Source organism: Devosia sp. CAU 1758 (genome assembly GCF_054482695.1).
Window position 1 is genome coordinate 845,635 of record NZ_JBTLRJ010000001.1, and the last position, 15,929, is coordinate 861,563.

The following is a 15,929-nucleotide window of genomic DNA, read 5'->3' on the forward strand; positions in this document are numbered from 1 at the left end:
CAATTGAAAAAGAACGTTCTGATTATCGGCGCCGGAGGTGTCGCGCAGGTCGCTGCCTATAAGGCAGCAATGCACAATGATGTGCTCGGAGACATTCACATTGCCTCCCGCACGATTGCCAAATGCGAGGCGCTGGTCGCCGGCATATTGGACAAGAAGGCGCTCAGGCGCCCGGGTATTCTGGCCGCCCACCAGCTCGACGCCATGGATGTCGAGGCGACAAAGGCCCTGATCCGGCAGACCAAGAGCCAGATCGTTCTCAATGCAGGCTCGTCCTTCCTCAACATGAGCGTATTGCGCGCCTGCATGGATACGGGCGCCGCCTATATCGACACGGCCATCCACGAGGACCCCGCCAAGGTGTGCGAAACGCCGCCCTGGTATGGCAATTACGAGTGGAAGCAGCGCGAGGAATGCGAGCGCAAGGGCGTTACGGCGATCCTGGGCGCGGGCTTTGATCCGGGCGTGGTCAATGCCTATGCGGCTCTGGCGGCGAACAGCTATTTCGACCGGGTGGACAGTATCGACATCATCGACGTCAATGCCGGCAGCCATGGCCGCTATTTCGCGACCAATTTCGATCCCGAGATCAATTTCCGCGAGTTCACCGGCACGGTGTGGAGCTGGCAGCAGAGCCAGTGGACGGCCAATAGAATGTTCGAGGTGAAGCGGACCGACAATCTGCCGGTCGTGGGCACGCACACCACCTATCTCACCGGCCATGACGAAGTGCATTCGCTCTCGGCCAATCTGGGCGTGCCCGATATCCGCTTCTGGATGGGCTTTGGCGACCACTACATCAATGTCTTCACCGTGCTCAACACGCTGGGCCTGCTTTCGGAAAAGCCGGTGACCACAGCCGAGGGCCAGCAGGTTGTGCCGCTCAAGGTCGTCAAAGCCGTGCTGCCCGATCCGATGTCGCTGGCCCCGGACTACACCGGAAAGACCTTCATCGGCGACCTGGTCAAGGGCGTGCGGAACGGGGTCGAGACCGAATTGCTGGTCTACAATATCGCGGATCATCAAGAGGCCTTTGCCGAGACCAACAGCCAGGCGATTTCTTATACCGCCGGGGTGCCAGCCATCGCGGCCGCGATCCTGATCGCCAGGGGCGAGTGGGATTGCCACCGCATGGCCAATGTCGAGGAATTGCCGCCGGTGCCGTTCATCGAACTGCTGGGCCGGATCGGGCTGAGCACCCGCATCCGCGACGCCAAGGGCGACCGGGAATTCAACCCGGCCGAATTCCGGGAACGCCCCGGACGGGAAGCCCGCGTCCGCGGCGCCTGATTTTTTCAATGCAGACGGCCGGGGATTTCCCGGCCGTTTTGCTTTGTGGAGGGTTTAAAGAGCCTTCCGCAGGCCAGAAGGCATGCCGAAGAGCCGGATCGCCTCACGGCCCCCGTTTGCGAAAATGGACGTGTCCCGAGGCGCGTGCGTCTCAGTAAATCTTATGAAAATAGAGACGTCGCCGCCCTAGCCATTCGCGCGTAGCGCTTATGGCCTTTTCACCTCAAATCTCTCCACCGGAGAGATTTGCCCTTCGGGACGGATCAAAGCACCGGTTTTTCGCATAGGTCTCGGACCCCATTGAACGCTCGTCGCAGGGTGACCGCTTCCTAATCGCGCAACTGGAGCGACCCAATTACGCCCGGCTCCCCCCGCAAAGTTCGCTGCAGTCCGTCCGCACGGGAGTGATGGGTAGAGGATATGGCAGGGTTGAGGGGGCGGGGATTACTTTTATGTTTGGTAGAGTTCACGGTTGGGCGCCCTCGCCCTTCGAGGCCGCTGCGCGGTACCTCAGGATGAGGGCTGATGAGAATGCGGTGTCTCATTGGCCCTCAAGGTGAGGTGCGCAGCGCAGCGGAGCCTCGAACCACGAGGGCGGAAAGCGACCCCGTTTCGGTCATTGGCGGTAGGGTGCGCCTTTGCCAGGAGCGGTCGTTGCAGGGATTGTTCAAACGTGAGATTTCTGTCCGGCATAATCGCAACCAATGATGGACCTTATCCGAGCGCGACCCTCAAATGAGCGAGGTCCAAGCAGTGGTGACGATCAGCGCGATGGTGACTAGGCCCGACAGCACGTACAGGATTGTCCTCAGCTTGCCACCTTTTGCCGGTTCCCCGCCACGAAGGTAGACAATCATGTGAACGAACCGGATGACAAGGTGCAGCCACACAAGCGACGCAAGCAGCGTGGCGCCGACCCCAACCAGCATCGCCAGAACAGCAGAGATGGCAAAAGGCCCCAGAGCCTCTACCGAGTTCAGGTGAACTCGGTCGATGCGATAGAGAGGATTCTCGTCGCGAGCGTCTTCGACCGGTCCGGAAAGCAAACCAGCCCTTCCTTTCGAGGCGCCAGAGTAGATGGCCAGTCCGAGTGATATTAGGCAGAGAACCAGCACCCCGATGATACTGAACGAATAAGTCTCCATAGGATCCCTGTAGTAAGCGATCGAACGGTAGCACCTAAGCCGGGTTACGCGAACGATTTGCTTGAAAGCCGCCAGTCCGTTTTCCACCCCATTTCAGACCCTGACCCCTTTTCGGCCTACCGCAAACCACACCGGGATGGGGAACGGCAGGGGACCTCTTGTCTCGACCCCAAGCGTTCAAAGTCCACTTTACGCGACTCGATGTATGAACTAATTGACATCGTGTCGGGTTTGCATTACCTGTGTGGTCGATGAAGCCACGGGGTATGCGAGATGACGTTCAAGGAAATGATGGCCGGGGTGCAATTGCTTGGCGTGGCCGTGGTGGGCGGCTGGTTGGGTTGGGATGCGCTCAATGGTGGTGCGGTGGGCTCGACGGTGGAGATTGCCATCAAGCTGCTCTGGGCGGTGGGGGCAATGATCGCCTTCAACATTGTCGGAACGATCATCGCGACCATCGTGATCTCGATCATCCAGCGGGCGGAGCTGCGCGACGAGCCTTCGGATGAACGCGATCACCTGGTATCGGCCAGGAGCCAGCGTAACAGCGCCATTGCCACATCCATCGCGGCGGCGCTGGCGCTGATCCCGCTGGCCATGGGGGCGGAGGCGAGCTTTGCGGTCTATGCGCTGTTTGCCGCGCCGGTGATCGGCGGGACGATCAACGCGCTGTCCGAACTCTATTATTACCGGACGAGCTGAGCGCCATGGGCAAGGGACAGCCAAATGTCAGCAATACCATTCGCACGCTGCGCTTTCATGCCGGGGAGATGACCCAGGCGGCGCTGGCCGAGAAGGCGGGCGTGACGCGGCAGACCATCGTGGCCATCGAGCAGGGGCGCTATTCGCCCTCGCTGGAGGTGGCCTTCCGCATCGCCCATGTGTTCGGCGTGGGCATAGACGAGGTGTTCCAGTGGTCCCCGCCGGGCCCGGATCAAGCCTGACCTGAAACTGTCAGCCGCAGCAATGATGCATCGCGGAAGCGGCCGCGTGAGCGATGACGCATGGAGATTTTATCGATGAAGGTTGCAGCCCAGAGCCGCTATGGCGGTCCCGAGGTCATCGGCATTGCCGAGCGCCCGAGGCCGGTGCCGAAGGCGGGGGAGGTGCTGGTGGAAGTGCATGCCAGCACCGTCACGCTGGCCGATTGCGCCTTCCGCAAGGCCGATCCGTTCATCGTCCGGTTCTTTGCCGGGCTGTTCCGGCCCAAGATCGACGTGCTGGGGGACGATATTGCCGGCGTCGTAGCGGCGGTCGGGCCGGAGGTGACGCGGTTTGCCGTGGGTGACCGTGTGCATGGATCGGTGGGCGGGAGCCTGGGGGGCATGGCCGAATATGCCTGCGTCAAGGAAAGCGGTGCGCTGGTGAAGGCGCCGGAAGGGCAGGATCTCGTGCACTTGGGCGGGCTGAGCTATTCCTACCTGACCGCCATGCCGTTCATCCGCGACGAGGGCCAGGTGAAGCCGGGCGACCATGTGCTGGTCAATGGCGCGGGCAGCAGCGTTGGGGCCGTGGCCATCCAGCTGGCCAAATATTACGGAGCCGAGGTGACGGCGGTGGCGTCAGCGCGTCACGAGGCACTGGCGCGTGAATTGGGCGCGGATCACTTCATCGACCGGCATGCGGTGGATTTCACCCGGCAGCGCGAACGATTTGACGTGATTTTCGATGCCGTCGGCAAGTCGAGCTTTGCCCGCAGCAAGCCAGCGCTGAGGGCAGGGGGCATTTATCTCACCACGGTGCCGGGCTGGGGCATTTTCTGGCTGATGCTGACTGGTGGGCAGCGCGGCGGCAAGCGCGGCAAGCTCGCCACCACCGGATTGCGGCCGGAAGCGGACAAGCGCAAGGATCTGGAGGTGCTCAACGACCTTCTGGTCGAGGGCGCGGTGCGGCCGGTGACGGACCGCGTGTTTCCGCTGGCCGAGATCGTCGCGGCGCATCGCTATGTGGAGAGCGAGGTCAAGTCGGGCGATGTGGTAGTGGCCATGCCGGTGGTACTCGTCGCGCCTTAATATTCAAAGGTCACGAGCACTCTGGTGCCGGGACCCTCCCCATAGCTGACGCTGGCGCCGAGGCTATGGGCCATGGCCTTGACGATGCGGCTGCCCAGGCCCGTGCCCTGGGGCGTGCCGGTCCCGGTCCAGCCAATGCCATCATCCTCGACCGAGAGGCGGACCTGGCTATCCTCGCGGCTCATGCGCACGCGCACCTCGCCCGGCGCCTGGTCGGTATAGGCATATTTAAGAGCGTTGGTGACCAGTTCGGTGACGATGACGCCGAGCGAGGCGACCTTCTCTGTCGGCATGGGGAAGCCCTCGACATCGACGCGGATGCTGGCGGTGCGGCCTTCGGCCTGGAGGGTATTTTCCAGCTCGCCCACAAGGCTGTTGAGATAGTCACCAACCTGCACGGTGCCGACATCGTCGGAGGTGTAGAGGTGGCGGTGCACACCGGCGATGGCCTGGATGCGGGCCTGCGTTTCGGAAAGGGCGCGCTTGGCTTCGGAATCCTCTACGGCATTGGCCTGGAGGCCCACGAGGGCCGCGACCATGGCCAGCGAATTGGCGACGCGATGATTGACCTCGCCGAGCAGCATTTCGGCACGCTCGCGGGCCTCGTGCACTTCGCGTTCGGCCTTGGCCTTGGCGCGGTTGAGGCGCACATGGTCGATGGCATGGTCGATGGAGGCGAGCAGCAACTCCATGAACTCTTCGGAGAGCGTCTTGGGCACGAAGTCGGTAGCGCCCGACTTGAGCGCCGCAACGGCAATTGCGGTCTCTTCCGAGCCGGTGCAATAGACGACGCTGGGTCGGTCGACCATGCCTTCCATGCCGAGCAGTACATCCAGGCCCGTGCCGGTGGGCAGATAATGGTCGAGCGCGACCACATCGATGCCGCCACGACGGATGATTTCCAGTCCCGCCTCGCCGGTTTCGGCATGATCGAAGATATAGCCGCGTCGCTGCATGGCTTTTTCGACCAGGCGCGTCAGGCCCGGATCGTCGTCGATATAAAGAACATGCGGCGTGCGATTGGGCATGGCGGTCTATTCGGTCTCGGGAATCTGCATGACCGAGAAGAACAGGCCTAACTGCTTGATGGCGTTGGCGAAGCCATCATAATCGACCGGCTTGGTGATATAGACATTGGCGCCGAGGTCATAGCAGCGCTGGATTTCCCGCTGGTCGTCAGTGGTGGTCAGCACCACGACAGGCGAGCGCTTGGTGTGCTCGTTGTTCTTGACCTTTTCGAGGATGTCGATGCCGGTCATGTCCGGCAGGTTGAGGTCGAGCAGGACCAGGAGTTGACGCCCCTTGTTGACCAGGCCGGAGCCGTCCGGCCCCATCAGGTAGGCCAATGCATCGGTGCCGTTGCCAAAGGGCACGATCTCGTTGGCGACACCGGCGCGACGGATATTCTTCTCGATGAGGCGGGCATGCCCCTCGTCGTCCTCGACCATGATGATGGTCACGGGCCGTGCGTTGTTCATGCGCCGAAACTCCCCAGATAGCTGCGCGCATCGCGCGGCAGATTGATTATGAAAGTCGTGCCTTCCCCCAGTTTCGAGGTCAGGGTGACGTCGCCGCCAAGGCTGCGCACCATGGTGCGCACATGGGCAAGGCCGATCCCTTCCCCGGGGCTGTTCTGAGAGCCTGAGCGACGAAACAGCTCGAAGACACGTTCGTGATCTGTATCGGCAATGCCGCGCCCATTATCCTCGACCTCAATGATAATACGGTTCCCCGGTACATGCCGCGCCCGAATGGAAACCCGCAGCGGCCGATCTTGTTCCTGATACTTGACGGCATTGTCGAGCATATTCCCCAGTATCTGATCGAGCGAGAGGCGATCGGTGATGATCTTGCCGACGCGGATATCGGTGGTGATTTCGCCCTTGCCCTCGGCAACCTGGTGGTGCACGGCTGCGGCGCTAGCCTCGACGACTTCGCCCAGGTCCACGCTATCGGGATTCAGCTGGCGGCGGCCCTCGCGGGAGATCTTGAGAATGGCATTGATCAGCCCGTCCATCTTGCGGGTGGCCGCGCGGATGAAGGATATCGCCTCGGGCAGTTCTTCGAGGGCTGCCACGCGGGCCTCTTCGGCGACGAGGTCGGTTTCGGAAGGAGGCTGTGCGTCCATATAGGTCTTCACCGCATCGACACTGGTTTCCAGTTCGGCGGTGAAGCCCATGATATTGACCAGCGGCGCGCGCAGGTCGTGGGTGACGATATAGGCGAAGCGCTGGATTTCCTCATTGGCCTTGCCCAGGTCAGCCGTGCGCTCCTTGACCCGGGCTTCAAGGCCCGAATTGGCCTCCTCGACAGCCCGCCGGGCATTGGCCAGTTCCTGAGTATAGCTGAGGACGGCCCAGATGACGCCGGCGATGACGGCGAAAATCACCAGGGCTCCAACGATGGAGACGACCCGCAGGAGAGCGGCGGTATTGCGCTGGTCTTCTACGCCTTGAGCGAGACGCGCATCTGCAGCGTCGATCAGTCCCGCAAAAAAGGCGCGGGAGCGATCCATGGCTTCCTTGCCAGCATCGGTTCGAACGATCTCCACAGCCTCGGCGCGGCGGTCCTGCCGCGCAAGCTCGATGGTGTTGGCCATTTCGTCCCGCTTGAACGCAATGTCGTCATGCAATTGCTGGAGTGGGGTTGCGGCCTGCGGGTAGGGCAGCAGCACAGCGTCAAGCCGGGCCAGGTTCTCGTCGATCTGCGGTAGGGCGGCTTCATAGGGTGCCAGATATTGCTCGTCCAGGGTGATGATGTAACCACGCTGGCTGGTCTCGGCGTCCTGCAACAGGGCGCGCAGGTCGACAGTGGCGCCCCTCGCCTCGCGCGCTTCGACCACTTCGTTGAAGTAGACCTGAGTTCGCTCGCTCAGCCAGAGCGTCGTGCCGACAATGCCGAGCAGGGCCAGCAGGCCCACAAGCAGCAGAAGAGCGGTGGTCCGCACGAATGTCTTGCTGGTTATAGGCATGGAATCCCCGTGTGACTCTGGATTTCATCGCCCGAACCGTCGGCAAGGGCAATATGCATAAATTAATTGAATGTCGGATTTTCTGAAGGTGGGGCAGGGAATGGCGGATCAGAAATGGGAAACAGAATCTTAAGCGTCGGCATGCAAGATCGGAGACGAGTTTATGCAACCGGCCGATTTGGCCGGAGTGGAGTTGTAGCGGATATGGGCAAGCCTTCCCTGCCCGATACCGATGTACCGGGCGGGCCGCATGTGCCCGTGCTGCTAGAGGAAGTGCTGTCGGCTCTTTCTCCGGTCGCGGGCTGCCGTATAGTCGACGGCACCTTCGGGGCTGGAGGCTATTCGCGCGCGCTGCTGGAAGCCGGGGCAAACGTCATCGGCATTGATCGCGATCCCTCGGTTGCACCGCATGTGGAAGCCCTCAGTGCGGCCTTCTCAGATCGCTTCACCTTTGTGCCGGGGACGTTTTCCGAACTGGATACGCTGGCCGCAGATCATGGCCCAATCGATGCGGTGGTGCTCGATATTGGTGTGTCCTCGATGCAACTCGATCAGGCCGAGCGCGGTTTTTCGTTCATGCGCGACGGGCCGCTCGACATGCGCATGAGCCGTTCTGGCGCCAGTGCCGCCGACCTCGTCAACGAGCTTGAAACCGAAGACCTGGCCAACCTGCTCTACGCCTATGGCGAGGAACGCAAGTCCCGCCGCATTGCCCAGTTCATCGTTGCTGCGCGCGAGACCGCGCCGATCGCCACGACCCTGGAACTGGCTCGCATCATCGAGAAGGCAATCGGCCGCAAGCCGGGCGACGCGCATCCGGCGACTCGCTCGTTCCAGGCGCTGCGCATTGCCGTCAACGGCGAGTTCGATCAATTGGTCGAGGGGCTGTTTGCCGCCGAACGCCTGCTGGTCGAGGGCGGTCGCCTGGCGGTAGTCAGCTTTCACTCGCTCGAGGACCGCATCGTCAAGCGCTTCTTCGATCCTGAAAAGGGCGGCCCCACGGCGTCACGGCACCTGCCGCAAGTCGAGATGGCGCCGCGCCGCTGGCACAAGGCCTTCAAGGCCATCAAGTCCGGCCCGGTGGAACTGGCGCGCAATCCGCGGGCGCGGTCCGCGGTCTTGCGCAGCGGCATTCGTACCGCCGATGCTGCGCGTCCGGTTGACCTCAAGGGGCTTGGCGTTCCGCAAATCCGGGGTGCGGGATGATCCGGAACATCAACATCTTACTGCTCTTTGTCTCGGTCACCATGTTGGCCGGGGTCTACGCGCTAAAATTCGCCATCGAGGGGACGGCTGCCGAGCGCACGGCGCTGAGCGCCCAGATCGAAGATCAGGAGGGACAATTGTCCCTGCTCAAGGCCGACTGGGCCGTGCTCAACCAGCCGGGTCATATCGACCCCATCGTGCAGCGTCATTCCGAAGTACTGGCTATCGGTCCTGTGCAGCAGGAGCAGTTCGGTTCCTTCACCGCCCTGCCGATGCGTCCGGTTCGGCCCGATACGGCTGGCATGGATGCATTGTTTGCAGCCATCGCCGACGGCGTTGATCCCATCGACGCAATCCTCCAGATGGAAGGCATCGAATAATGGCCCTCGCTTCGGAGAACTTCGTGCCGACCATCGCGCTGGAGGGGGCCCGCAAGCAGCGCGGCAACCTGACCCAGGCGCGTATCCGCTGGATGATCCTGGCCGTGGTGCTCGGCTTTGCCTTGGTGGGCGGCCGCCTCGTGCAACTGGGCATGGTCGAGACCGACCAGACCATCGAGGGGCAGGCGCGCGACGTGATTACCGCGACGCGGCCGCCAATTCTGGATCGCAACGGGCTCGAAATGGCCGTGGATATTCGCGTGCCATCGCTTTACGCCGAGCCGCGCCGGATCATCGATGTCGAGGAAGCCGTAGAGGCCCTGCGCTCGGTGCTGCCCGATCTCGACGAGACCTGGCTGCGCAATCGACTGACCGGGGACCAGGGCTTTGTCTGGGTCAAGCGCGAGCTGACCCCGGCGATCCAGGACGCGATCATGCGGCTGGGCATTCCTGGCGTAGATTTCATCACCGAATCCAAGCGCTTCTATCCGGCCATGAGCGAGGCTGCGCATGTCCTGGGATCCACCAATGTCGACAACCAGGGCATTGCCGGCATCGAGCGGCATATGGATGGCGAGTCCGTGGCGCTATTGCAGGAGCTTGGGCTGGCGCGCGGTAACGCGCTGACGCCGGTAGAGCTGTCCGTGGACATGCGGGTGCAGCATGTGATGCATGAGCAATTGGTGGATGCGATGACGCGCTACCAGGCCATCGCAGCGGCCGGGGTGATGATGGACATCCATACCGGCGAGATCGTCGCGCTCGCCTCGGTGCCGGACTTCAATCCCAATGAGCCGGCCTCGGCGCTGGTCAAGGACACCTTCAACCGCATCACTTCGGGCATTTTCGAGCCGGGCTCGATCTTCAAGACGGTGACCATTGCCGGGGCGCTCGACAGCGGCGCGGTGTCTATCACAGACGAATTCGACGCGCGATACGGTATCCGGTTCGGGCGCTATACCATCGACGATTTCCACGGTAAGCACCGCATTTTGACGCTGCCGGAGGTGTACAAATATTCCTCCAATATCGGCACGATCCGCATCATGCAGGCGCTGGGCAAGGATAATTTTCGCGCCTTTCTCTCCCGCATGAAGTTCGATGAGCGCGTCGAGTTCGAACTGCCCGAAATGCGCGTGCCCACCGTCCCTGGTGAACTGTCCGAAGTGGGTGCGGCGACGGCCTCGTTCGGCCATGGCCTGTCGGTGTCGCCGCTGCACATGGTCACTGCCTATGCGGCCTTCGTCAATGGCGGCAATTACATCGCGCCCACGCTCTATAAGCGGGACATTGCGGCGGCCGAGGCGCTCTATGAACGCGTGATCAGTCCCCAGACAAGCGACTCCATGCGCTATCTGATGCGGCTCAATGCGCTCGAAGGGTCGGGCTCGCAGATGAATAAGGCGGCGCAGGGCTATCGCGTCGGCGGCAAGACCGGTACCGCCGAAAAGGTGGTGGATGGGCGCTACTCGTCCAGCAAGGTCACCAATTTCTTTGCCTCGGCCTTCCCGCTCGACAATCCGCGCTACGCCATGGTCATCATGGTGGATGAGCCCAAGGCCGAAAACCCGCAATCGGGGACAACGGCCGGTTGGAATGCCGGCGCAATTTCCGGCCGCGTCATCCAGCGCGTAGCCCCCATGCTCGGCGTCGCGCCAGACTTCAGCGAAGCCATAGATCAACAGATTATCCCGCCCATCCTCCGTTAGATCGATCCAGAAGGATTTGACGTCGTGTCCATTAGCGTTACCCAACTGCTCGAAGGCTCTGGAGCTCGCCCCAAGAAGGGGCTGGGCGCCATTTTCGGGCTCAATTCAGACAGCCGCAGGATCGAACCGGGCGACATCTTCTTCGCGCTTCCCGGCGCCAAGGTGCATGGCAACCAGTTCGTAGCGGACGCCGTGCAGCGCGGCGCCCTGGCTGTGGTGACCGATGCGGCCCCGCCCGGTGATCCCGGCGTGCCGGTGATCGTGGTCAAGGATGTGCGCGCCGCCTATGCGCGCGCCGCAAGCCGCGTCTTCGAACCGCAGCCGGAAATCCTCGTGGCCGTGACCGGTACCAATGGCAAGACCTCTGTAGCGTCCTTCGTGCGACAGATTTGGGATCACGCCGGATTGCCGGGGGCCAGCATCGGTACGCTGGGCATCGAGACTTCGAAGCGGGTGATCGAGGGCGCGCTGACCACGCCGGATTCGCGCACGCTGCACCAGGCGATGCGGGCCCTCAAGGCCCAGGGCATCGATCATGTGGCGCTTGAGGCCTCCAGCCATGGCCTCGACCAGCATCGGCTCGATGGCGTGCATTTCGAGGCAGTGGCCTTTACCAATCTCAGCCGCGACCATCTCGATTACCACGGCGACATGGATACCTATCGCAACGCCAAGTTGCGCCTGTTCACCGATCTCCTGGTCGATGGTGGCGCGGCCATCGTCAATGTCGACGATCCCGAACATGAGCAGTTCATGTTCGCGGCCCTGTCGGCCAGTGCCACGCTGCTGACGGTTGGGCGCGAGGGCGCCTACATGGAAATCCTCTCGATCAAGCCGGAAGGCTATGGGCAGCGCGTCGAGGTTCGCCATATCGGTGAAAAGGTCAGTTTCCACCTCAAGATCCCCGGCGAGTTCCAGGTCTCCAATGCCCTGATCGCGGCCGCGCTGGCCATGTCGGCGGGTGTCGACAAGGCCGATGCCTTTGGCGCCCTGCCTGAGCTGGTGGGGGCGCGCGGCCGGCTGGAACTGGTGGCCGAGCACAATGGCGCCGCCATCTTCATCGATTATTCGCACAAGCCCGAGGCCCTGCGCTCGGCGCTGCAGACCCTGCGTCCCCATGCCAAGAACAAGCTGCATGTGGTGTTTGGCTGTGGCGGCGACCGGGACAAGGGCAAGCGCCCTCAAATGGGCGAAATTGCCAGCGAACTTGCCGATGTGGTGATCGTCACCGACGACAATCCTCGCACCGAGGATGCGGCGGCGATCCGCGCCGAAGTCATGGGCGGCGCCAAGGGGGCAAGCGAAATTGGGGACCGCAGGCAAGCCATCGAAGAAGCAGTTAAGGGCCTCAAGGCCGGCGATGTGCTGCTGGTTGCGGGCAAGGGCCACGAAACCTACCAGATCATCGGCACGACCAAGTCGCATTTTTCGGACCATGAAGTGGTCGCAGAAGCGGTCAAGAAATAAAGTCGCCGACTTGCCGCACGCGCGGTCCGGCTCCTCCCCCAGGACGGGGGAGGCTGGGAAAAGGTGGTGGTCGAGCACGATGTTTCGTTGTAAACGGCCCCCCACCCCAACCCTTCCCGCAAGGGGGAGGGAGTTGTATCTCATGCGCGGCAAATCCTCATGACCCCACCCCTGTTCACACTCGACGCCGTTGTTGCGGCCACAGGTGGCACTGCCTCCGGCGTTTCGGCCAATGCGATCAATTCGATCTCCATCGACTCGCGCGAGCTAGGCCCGGACGCGCTGTTCGTCGCTATCAAGGGTGATCGCTTCGACGGGCATGACTTTGTTGAAACGGCGCTGGCCAATGGGGCCGTTGCCGCGCTTGTCAGTGAAGGACGCGGTGAAGGCCCAGGTCGCGTCATTGCAAAAGACGCGCTTGCCGGATTGCGCGACCTCGCCAGGGCCGCACGCGAGCGGAGCCGCGGCTTTATCGTGGGCGTTACCGGCAGCGTGGGCAAGACCACGACCAAGGAAGCGCTGCGGGTGGTGTTCGAGGCGGCCGGGGAAACCCATGCTTCGATCAAGAGCTTCAACAATCACTGGGGCGTGCCGCTGATGCTGGCGCGAATGCCCGAGACGGCGCAGTTCGGCGTGTTCGAAATGGGCATGAATGCGCCCGACGAAATCCGGCCCCTCAGCCAAATGGTGCGCCCGCATGTTGCGGTGATCACCACAATTGCCCCGGCGCATCTGGAAAAGCTGGGGAGTATAGAAAACATCGCCCGGGCCAAGGCGGAAATCTTCGAAGGGCTGGAGCCGGGGGGCACGGCAGTGCTCAATGCCGATCACAAGCAGATCAACCTGTTGCTGGAGGCTGCAGCCGCCGCCGGCGTCACCAACATCGTGACCTATGGTTTTGCGCGCGGGGTCGACTGGCAGATCACCGAGCCCGAAACCGCCGCTGACCGGGGCTTTGCTACAATCGTACATGGTGATGAGCGCCACGCGCTGGCATTGGGTGTTTCCGGCCGGCACATGCTGTCAAATGCCACGGCGGCGCTGGCGGTTTCGCAAATTGCCGGTATCGAGCCGGAGGTGGCGCTGCGGGCTCTAGCCGGATTCGGCGCGCAGCCGGGCCGCGGGCAGCGAATGGTATTCGGACCTGCAGAAAAACCCCTGTTGGTCATCGACGAGAGCTATAATGCCAATACTGCCTCGATGGAGGCGGCCCTGGAGGTGTTTGCGGGCGTTGCAGCGCCGGGCGGGCGCAAGATCGTAGTGCTCGGAGACATGCTCGAGCTGGGTGCCGCGGCCGATAGCCATCATGCCGGCTTGGCGGATGCGGTCACGGCCAGCGGGGCCGACCAAGTCTATCTGGTGGGGGATCACATTGCGGCGTTGGCCTCGGCCTTGCCCAATGGCCTCGTCGCCGGCCATTTCGCGGGCGTTGTCGATGCCGTGGACGTCATCATTGCCGACCTTGCCTATGGCGACGCACTTATGGTCAAAGGGTCCAATGGTGTCGGCCTGTCGCGCATCGTCACCGAAATCAAAACGCGGTTCGCGCAGAGCTGACACACCCAAAAGAGTAGCCCCACAGAATGCTCTATTTCCTCGGCCAGCTCGGTGAGCAGATCGCCGCCTTCAATGTCTTCCGCTACATCACCTTCCGCACGGCCGGAGCGGTGGTGACGGCGCTGTTTTTCGTGTTCCTGTTCGGGCCGGGCATGATCGCCCTGCTGCGCGTCAAGCAGGGTAGGGGCCAACCTATTCGCGAGGATGGACCCGCGGGGCATCTCCTCACCAAAAAGGGCACGCCCACGATGGGCGGGCTGATGATCCTCTCCGGTGCGGTGATCTCGACCCTGCTGTGGTCGAACCTGACCAATGGCTATGTCTGGGTGGTGCTGTTCGTGACCATCGGCTTCGGCGCCATCGGCTTCTACGACGACTATCTCAAGGTCAAGCGCATGAGCCATGCGGGCTTCGGGTCCAAGCAAAGGCTGATCCTGGAAGCCCTGATCGGCGGAATTGCGGCCTTTGCCATCTCCCAGCTTGCCTCGGGAGCCTATGGCACCTCGCTGCTCTTCCCCTTCGTCAAGGACCTGGCCGTCAATCTGGGCTATTTCTATATTCTGTTCGGCGGCTTCGTCGTGGTGGCGGCGGGCAATTCGGTCAACCTCACAGATGGCCTCGATGGCCTCGCCATCGTGCCGGTCATGGTGGCGGCGGCCTGTTTCGGGCTGATCGCCTATCTCGTCGGATCGCAGAACTATGCCGACTATCTGCTGCTTAACTCGGTTCCGGGCACAGCTGAACTCGCCGTAGTCTGCGGTGCGCTGATCGGTGCCGGACTGGGGTTCCTGTGGTTCAACGCGCCGCCAGCGCAGATTTTCATGGGCGATACCGGTTCGCTGGCCCTGGGCGGCGCGCTGGGCACCATTGCGGTGGCCACCAAGCACGAGATCGTACTGGCCATCATTGGCGGGCTGTTCGTGCTCGAAACCGTTTCGGTGATCGTGCAGGTGACGTCCTTCCGATTGACCGGAAAGCGGGTGTTCCGAATGGCGCCGATCCATCACCATTTCGAGCATCTGGGCTGGACGGAAAGCCAGGTGGTGATCCGCTTCTGGATCATTTCATTCGTTCTGGCGCTGATCGGCCTGTCGAGCCTGAAACTGCGCTAGGCTCTGAAACTCTCTCCTCATTTGCCTCGTAACTGGTTGCGACGAAAGAAATCGTCACAGCCATTTCGGGTCGCGTCCGCTGTCGTGACCGGACAACGAGGAGACTTCACGTGACCGCAAAATCCCGCCTTGCCCTTTCCGCCGCCATGCTTGCCGGCGCCGCTTCCCTGACGACCCTGGCCCATGCCGCTCCTGCCGTCGGGCTGGTGGATGGGGCGACGCTTGTTATGTTCGACACCGAGACGCGCACCGTCTCGGGCACCATGGATGTAACAGGTGTCGATAGCCTGGCCGGCATCGACGTCCGTCCGGCCGACAAGATGCTTTATGGCGTTACCCTGGATGGTGGAATCGTCACCATCGATACCGCTTCGGGCGCTGCGACAGTCAAATCCACCGCGTCAGAAAAGCTCGCCAGCTATGACGGCGCCATTGTCGACTTCAACCCGATGGCTGACCGCCTGCGCCTGATGAGCACCGACGGCATCAATCACCGCGTCAATGTCGATGACGGCATGGTCACCGTGGATGGCTCGCTTGCCTATGAGGACGCCGACATGCATGCGGGAGAGACCCCGGCCATTGTCGCTGCCGCCTATATCAATTCCATCGGCAAGCCGGAGGCGACGGCGATGTATGACATCGACGCCACTATTGCGGCGCTGATCCAGCAGGTTTCGCCCAATGACGGCACGCTGGCGGCCATCGGCAAGCTGGGCGTGGAAGGCTCGACCTATGCGTTCGATATCGCGGCGACCGAAGACCTGACGAACACTGCCTATCTGGTGGTCGACAATGTGTTGCACATCGTCGACCTTGAAACCGGCACTGCCGAAGCCTGGGGGTCGATCGAAGGCGTTGACGGGATGATCAGCGACATCGCCATCCTGCAATAGTCAAAACCGCGAATGATGCGATGGAACCTTTTTACGAGGCTCCGCGTATTTAGCGCAACCTGTGACGCAGGAGAGGGTCTCGGCAATGCCGGGACCCTTACTTTGTGCCGGATTCGCAAAACGCAAAACGGCTTGGCAAATCGGTAACCAAAGCGCGGGTACAATTGGAAACAGTTTGTATCGC

General features: G+C 62.1%; 15 protein-coding genes. 11 read left to right on the forward strand and 4 right to left on the reverse strand.

Annotated features, from left to right (window positions below):
• Positions 1–3: 3 nt before the first annotated feature.
• Positions 4–1,290, forward strand: a complete 1,287-nt coding sequence (locus ACXYMS_RS04225; protein ID WP_458903946.1) for a saccharopine dehydrogenase family protein — start codon at positions 4–6, stop codon at positions 1,288–1,290.
• Positions 1,291–2,021: 731 nt separating this feature from the next.
• Here the strand turns inward: ACXYMS_RS04225 and ACXYMS_RS04230 are convergent.
• A complete protein-coding gene (locus ACXYMS_RS04230; RefSeq protein ID WP_458903947.1) occupies positions 2,022–2,435 on the reverse strand; it encodes an MAPEG family protein in 414 nt (137 codons plus the stop codon).
• Between the two features lie 273 nt (positions 2,436–2,708).
• Here ACXYMS_RS04230 and ACXYMS_RS04235 point away from each other — a divergent pair, with 273 nt between their 5' ends.
• From ACXYMS_RS04235 to ACXYMS_RS04245, 3 genes are all read left to right on the forward strand, one after another.
• Positions 2,709–3,137 carry a hypothetical protein gene (locus tag ACXYMS_RS04235; RefSeq protein WP_458903949.1) on the forward strand — a complete coding sequence of 143 codons (429 nt, stop codon included), beginning with the start codon at positions 2,709–2,711 and terminating at the stop codon, positions 3,135–3,137.
• A gap of 5 nt (positions 3,138–3,142) precedes the next feature.
• Entirely contained in the window at positions 3,143–3,379 is a 237-nt protein-coding gene (locus ACXYMS_RS04240; RefSeq protein WP_458903951.1) for a helix-turn-helix transcriptional regulator, read from the forward strand.
• 75 nt (positions 3,380–3,454) lie between these two features.
• Positions 3,455–4,447, forward strand: a complete 993-nt coding sequence (locus ACXYMS_RS04245) for an NAD(P)-dependent alcohol dehydrogenase (protein ID WP_458903952.1) — start codon at positions 3,455–3,457, stop codon at positions 4,445–4,447.
• Here the strand turns inward: ACXYMS_RS04245 and ACXYMS_RS04250 are convergent.
• Genes ACXYMS_RS04250 through ACXYMS_RS04260 form a run of 3 tightly spaced genes read right to left on the reverse strand, consistent with a single transcriptional unit; the run spans position 4,444 to position 7,418 of the window.
• A complete protein-coding gene (locus ACXYMS_RS04250) occupies positions 4,444–5,475 on the reverse strand; it encodes a histidine kinase dimerization/phosphoacceptor domain -containing protein (protein ID WP_458903954.1) in 1,032 nt (343 codons plus the stop codon). The two genes, ACXYMS_RS04245 and ACXYMS_RS04250, sit on opposite strands and share 4 nt — an antisense overlap.
• A 6-nt stretch (positions 5,476–5,481) precedes the next feature.
• Positions 5,482–5,925, reverse strand: a complete 444-nt coding sequence (locus tag ACXYMS_RS04255; RefSeq protein ID WP_458903956.1) for a response regulator — start codon at positions 5,923–5,925, stop codon at positions 5,482–5,484.
• Positions 5,922–7,418, reverse strand: coding sequence for a sensor histidine kinase (locus tag ACXYMS_RS04260; protein WP_458903958.1), 1,497 nt, complete (start codon positions 7,416–7,418; stop codon positions 5,922–5,924). The genes ACXYMS_RS04255 and ACXYMS_RS04260 overlap by 4 nt, the downstream gene beginning before the upstream one ends.
• Positions 7,419–7,622: 204 nt before the next feature.
• On the opposite strand from ACXYMS_RS04260, the gene rsmH reads away from it, so the two are divergent.
• The 7 genes from rsmH (at position 7,623) to ACXYMS_RS04295 (ending at position 15,745) form a co-directional block, all read left to right on the forward strand.
• Positions 7,623–8,624, forward strand: coding sequence for a 16S rRNA (cytosine(1402)-N(4))-methyltransferase RsmH (gene rsmH, locus ACXYMS_RS04265; RefSeq protein ID WP_458903959.1), 1,002 nt, complete (start codon positions 7,623–7,625; stop codon positions 8,622–8,624).
• Entirely contained in the window at positions 8,621–9,004 is a 384-nt protein-coding gene (gene ftsL, locus ACXYMS_RS04270) for a cell division protein FtsL (protein WP_458903961.1), read from the forward strand. Before rsmH ends, ftsL begins: the two co-directional genes overlap by 4 nt.
• Complete coding sequence (locus tag ACXYMS_RS04275) at positions 9,004–10,713, forward strand: peptidoglycan D,D-transpeptidase FtsI family protein (protein WP_458903962.1); 1,710 nt, start codon at positions 9,004–9,006, stop codon at positions 10,711–10,713. Before ftsL ends, ACXYMS_RS04275 begins: the two co-directional genes overlap by 1 nt.
• Positions 10,714–10,743: 30 nt before the next feature.
• Positions 10,744–12,180 carry a UDP-N-acetylmuramoyl-L-alanyl-D-glutamate--2,6-diaminopimelate ligase gene (locus tag ACXYMS_RS04280; RefSeq protein ID WP_458904607.1) on the forward strand — a complete coding sequence of 479 codons (1,437 nt, stop codon included), beginning with the start codon at positions 10,744–10,746 and terminating at the stop codon, positions 12,178–12,180.
• A gap of 159 nt (positions 12,181–12,339) precedes the next feature.
• The gene (locus ACXYMS_RS04285; protein WP_458903964.1) at positions 12,340–13,737 is read left to right on the forward strand and encodes a UDP-N-acetylmuramoyl-tripeptide--D-alanyl-D-alanine ligase; all 1,398 of its coding nucleotides are present in this window, start codon (positions 12,340–12,342) and stop codon (positions 13,735–13,737) included.
• Between the two features lie 26 nt (positions 13,738–13,763).
• Complete coding sequence (gene mraY / locus ACXYMS_RS04290; RefSeq protein ID WP_458903966.1) at positions 13,764–14,849, forward strand: phospho-N-acetylmuramoyl-pentapeptide-transferase; 1,086 nt, start codon at positions 13,764–13,766, stop codon at positions 14,847–14,849.
• A gap of 146 nt (positions 14,850–14,995) precedes the next feature.
• Positions 14,996–15,745 carry a DUF4394 domain-containing protein gene (locus ACXYMS_RS04295; RefSeq protein ID WP_458904608.1) on the forward strand — a complete coding sequence of 250 codons (750 nt, stop codon included), beginning with the start codon at positions 14,996–14,998 and terminating at the stop codon, positions 15,743–15,745.
• The last annotated feature ends 184 nt before the right edge of the window (positions 15,746–15,929 follow it).

Bases quoted from the DNA above. Each gene is read 5' to 3' on its own strand.
- rsmH (WP_458903959.1), top strand. From the start codon at position 7,623: ATGGGCAAGCCTTCCCTGCCCGATACCGATGTACCGGGCGGGCCGCAT.
- ACXYMS_RS04295 (WP_458904608.1), top strand. From the start codon at position 14,996: ATGCTTGCCGGCGCCGCTTCCCTGACGACCCTGGCCCATGCCGCTCCT.
- ACXYMS_RS04250 (WP_458903954.1), bottom strand. From the start codon at position 5,475: ATGCCCAATCGCACGCCGCATGTTCTTTATATCGACGACGATCCGGGC.
- ACXYMS_RS04275 (WP_458903962.1), top strand. From the start codon at position 9,004: ATGGCCCTCGCTTCGGAGAACTTCGTGCCGACCATCGCGCTGGAGGGG.
- ACXYMS_RS04245 (WP_458903952.1), top strand. From the start codon at position 3,455: ATGAAGGTTGCAGCCCAGAGCCGCTATGGCGGTCCCGAGGTCATCGGC.
- ACXYMS_RS04285 (WP_458903964.1), top strand. From the start codon at position 12,340: ATGACCCCACCCCTGTTCACACTCGACGCCGTTGTTGCGGCCACAGGT.
- ACXYMS_RS04260 (WP_458903958.1), bottom strand. From the start codon at position 7,418: ATGCCTATAACCAGCAAGACATTCGTGCGGACCACCGCTCTTCTGCTG.
- ACXYMS_RS04240 (WP_458903951.1), top strand. From the start codon at position 3,143: ATGGGCAAGGGACAGCCAAATGTCAGCAATACCATTCGCACGCTGCGC.
- ACXYMS_RS04230 (WP_458903947.1), bottom strand. From the start codon at position 2,435: ATGGAGACTTATTCGTTCAGTATCATCGGGGTGCTGGTTCTCTGCCTA.
- ftsL (WP_458903961.1), top strand. From the start codon at position 8,621: ATGATCCGGAACATCAACATCTTACTGCTCTTTGTCTCGGTCACCATG.
- ACXYMS_RS04235 (WP_458903949.1), top strand. From the start codon at position 2,709: ATGACGTTCAAGGAAATGATGGCCGGGGTGCAATTGCTTGGCGTGGCC.
- ACXYMS_RS04255 (WP_458903956.1), bottom strand. From the start codon at position 5,925: ATGAACAACGCACGGCCCGTGACCATCATCATGGTCGAGGACGACGAG.
- mraY (WP_458903966.1), top strand. From the start codon at position 13,764: ATGCTCTATTTCCTCGGCCAGCTCGGTGAGCAGATCGCCGCCTTCAAT.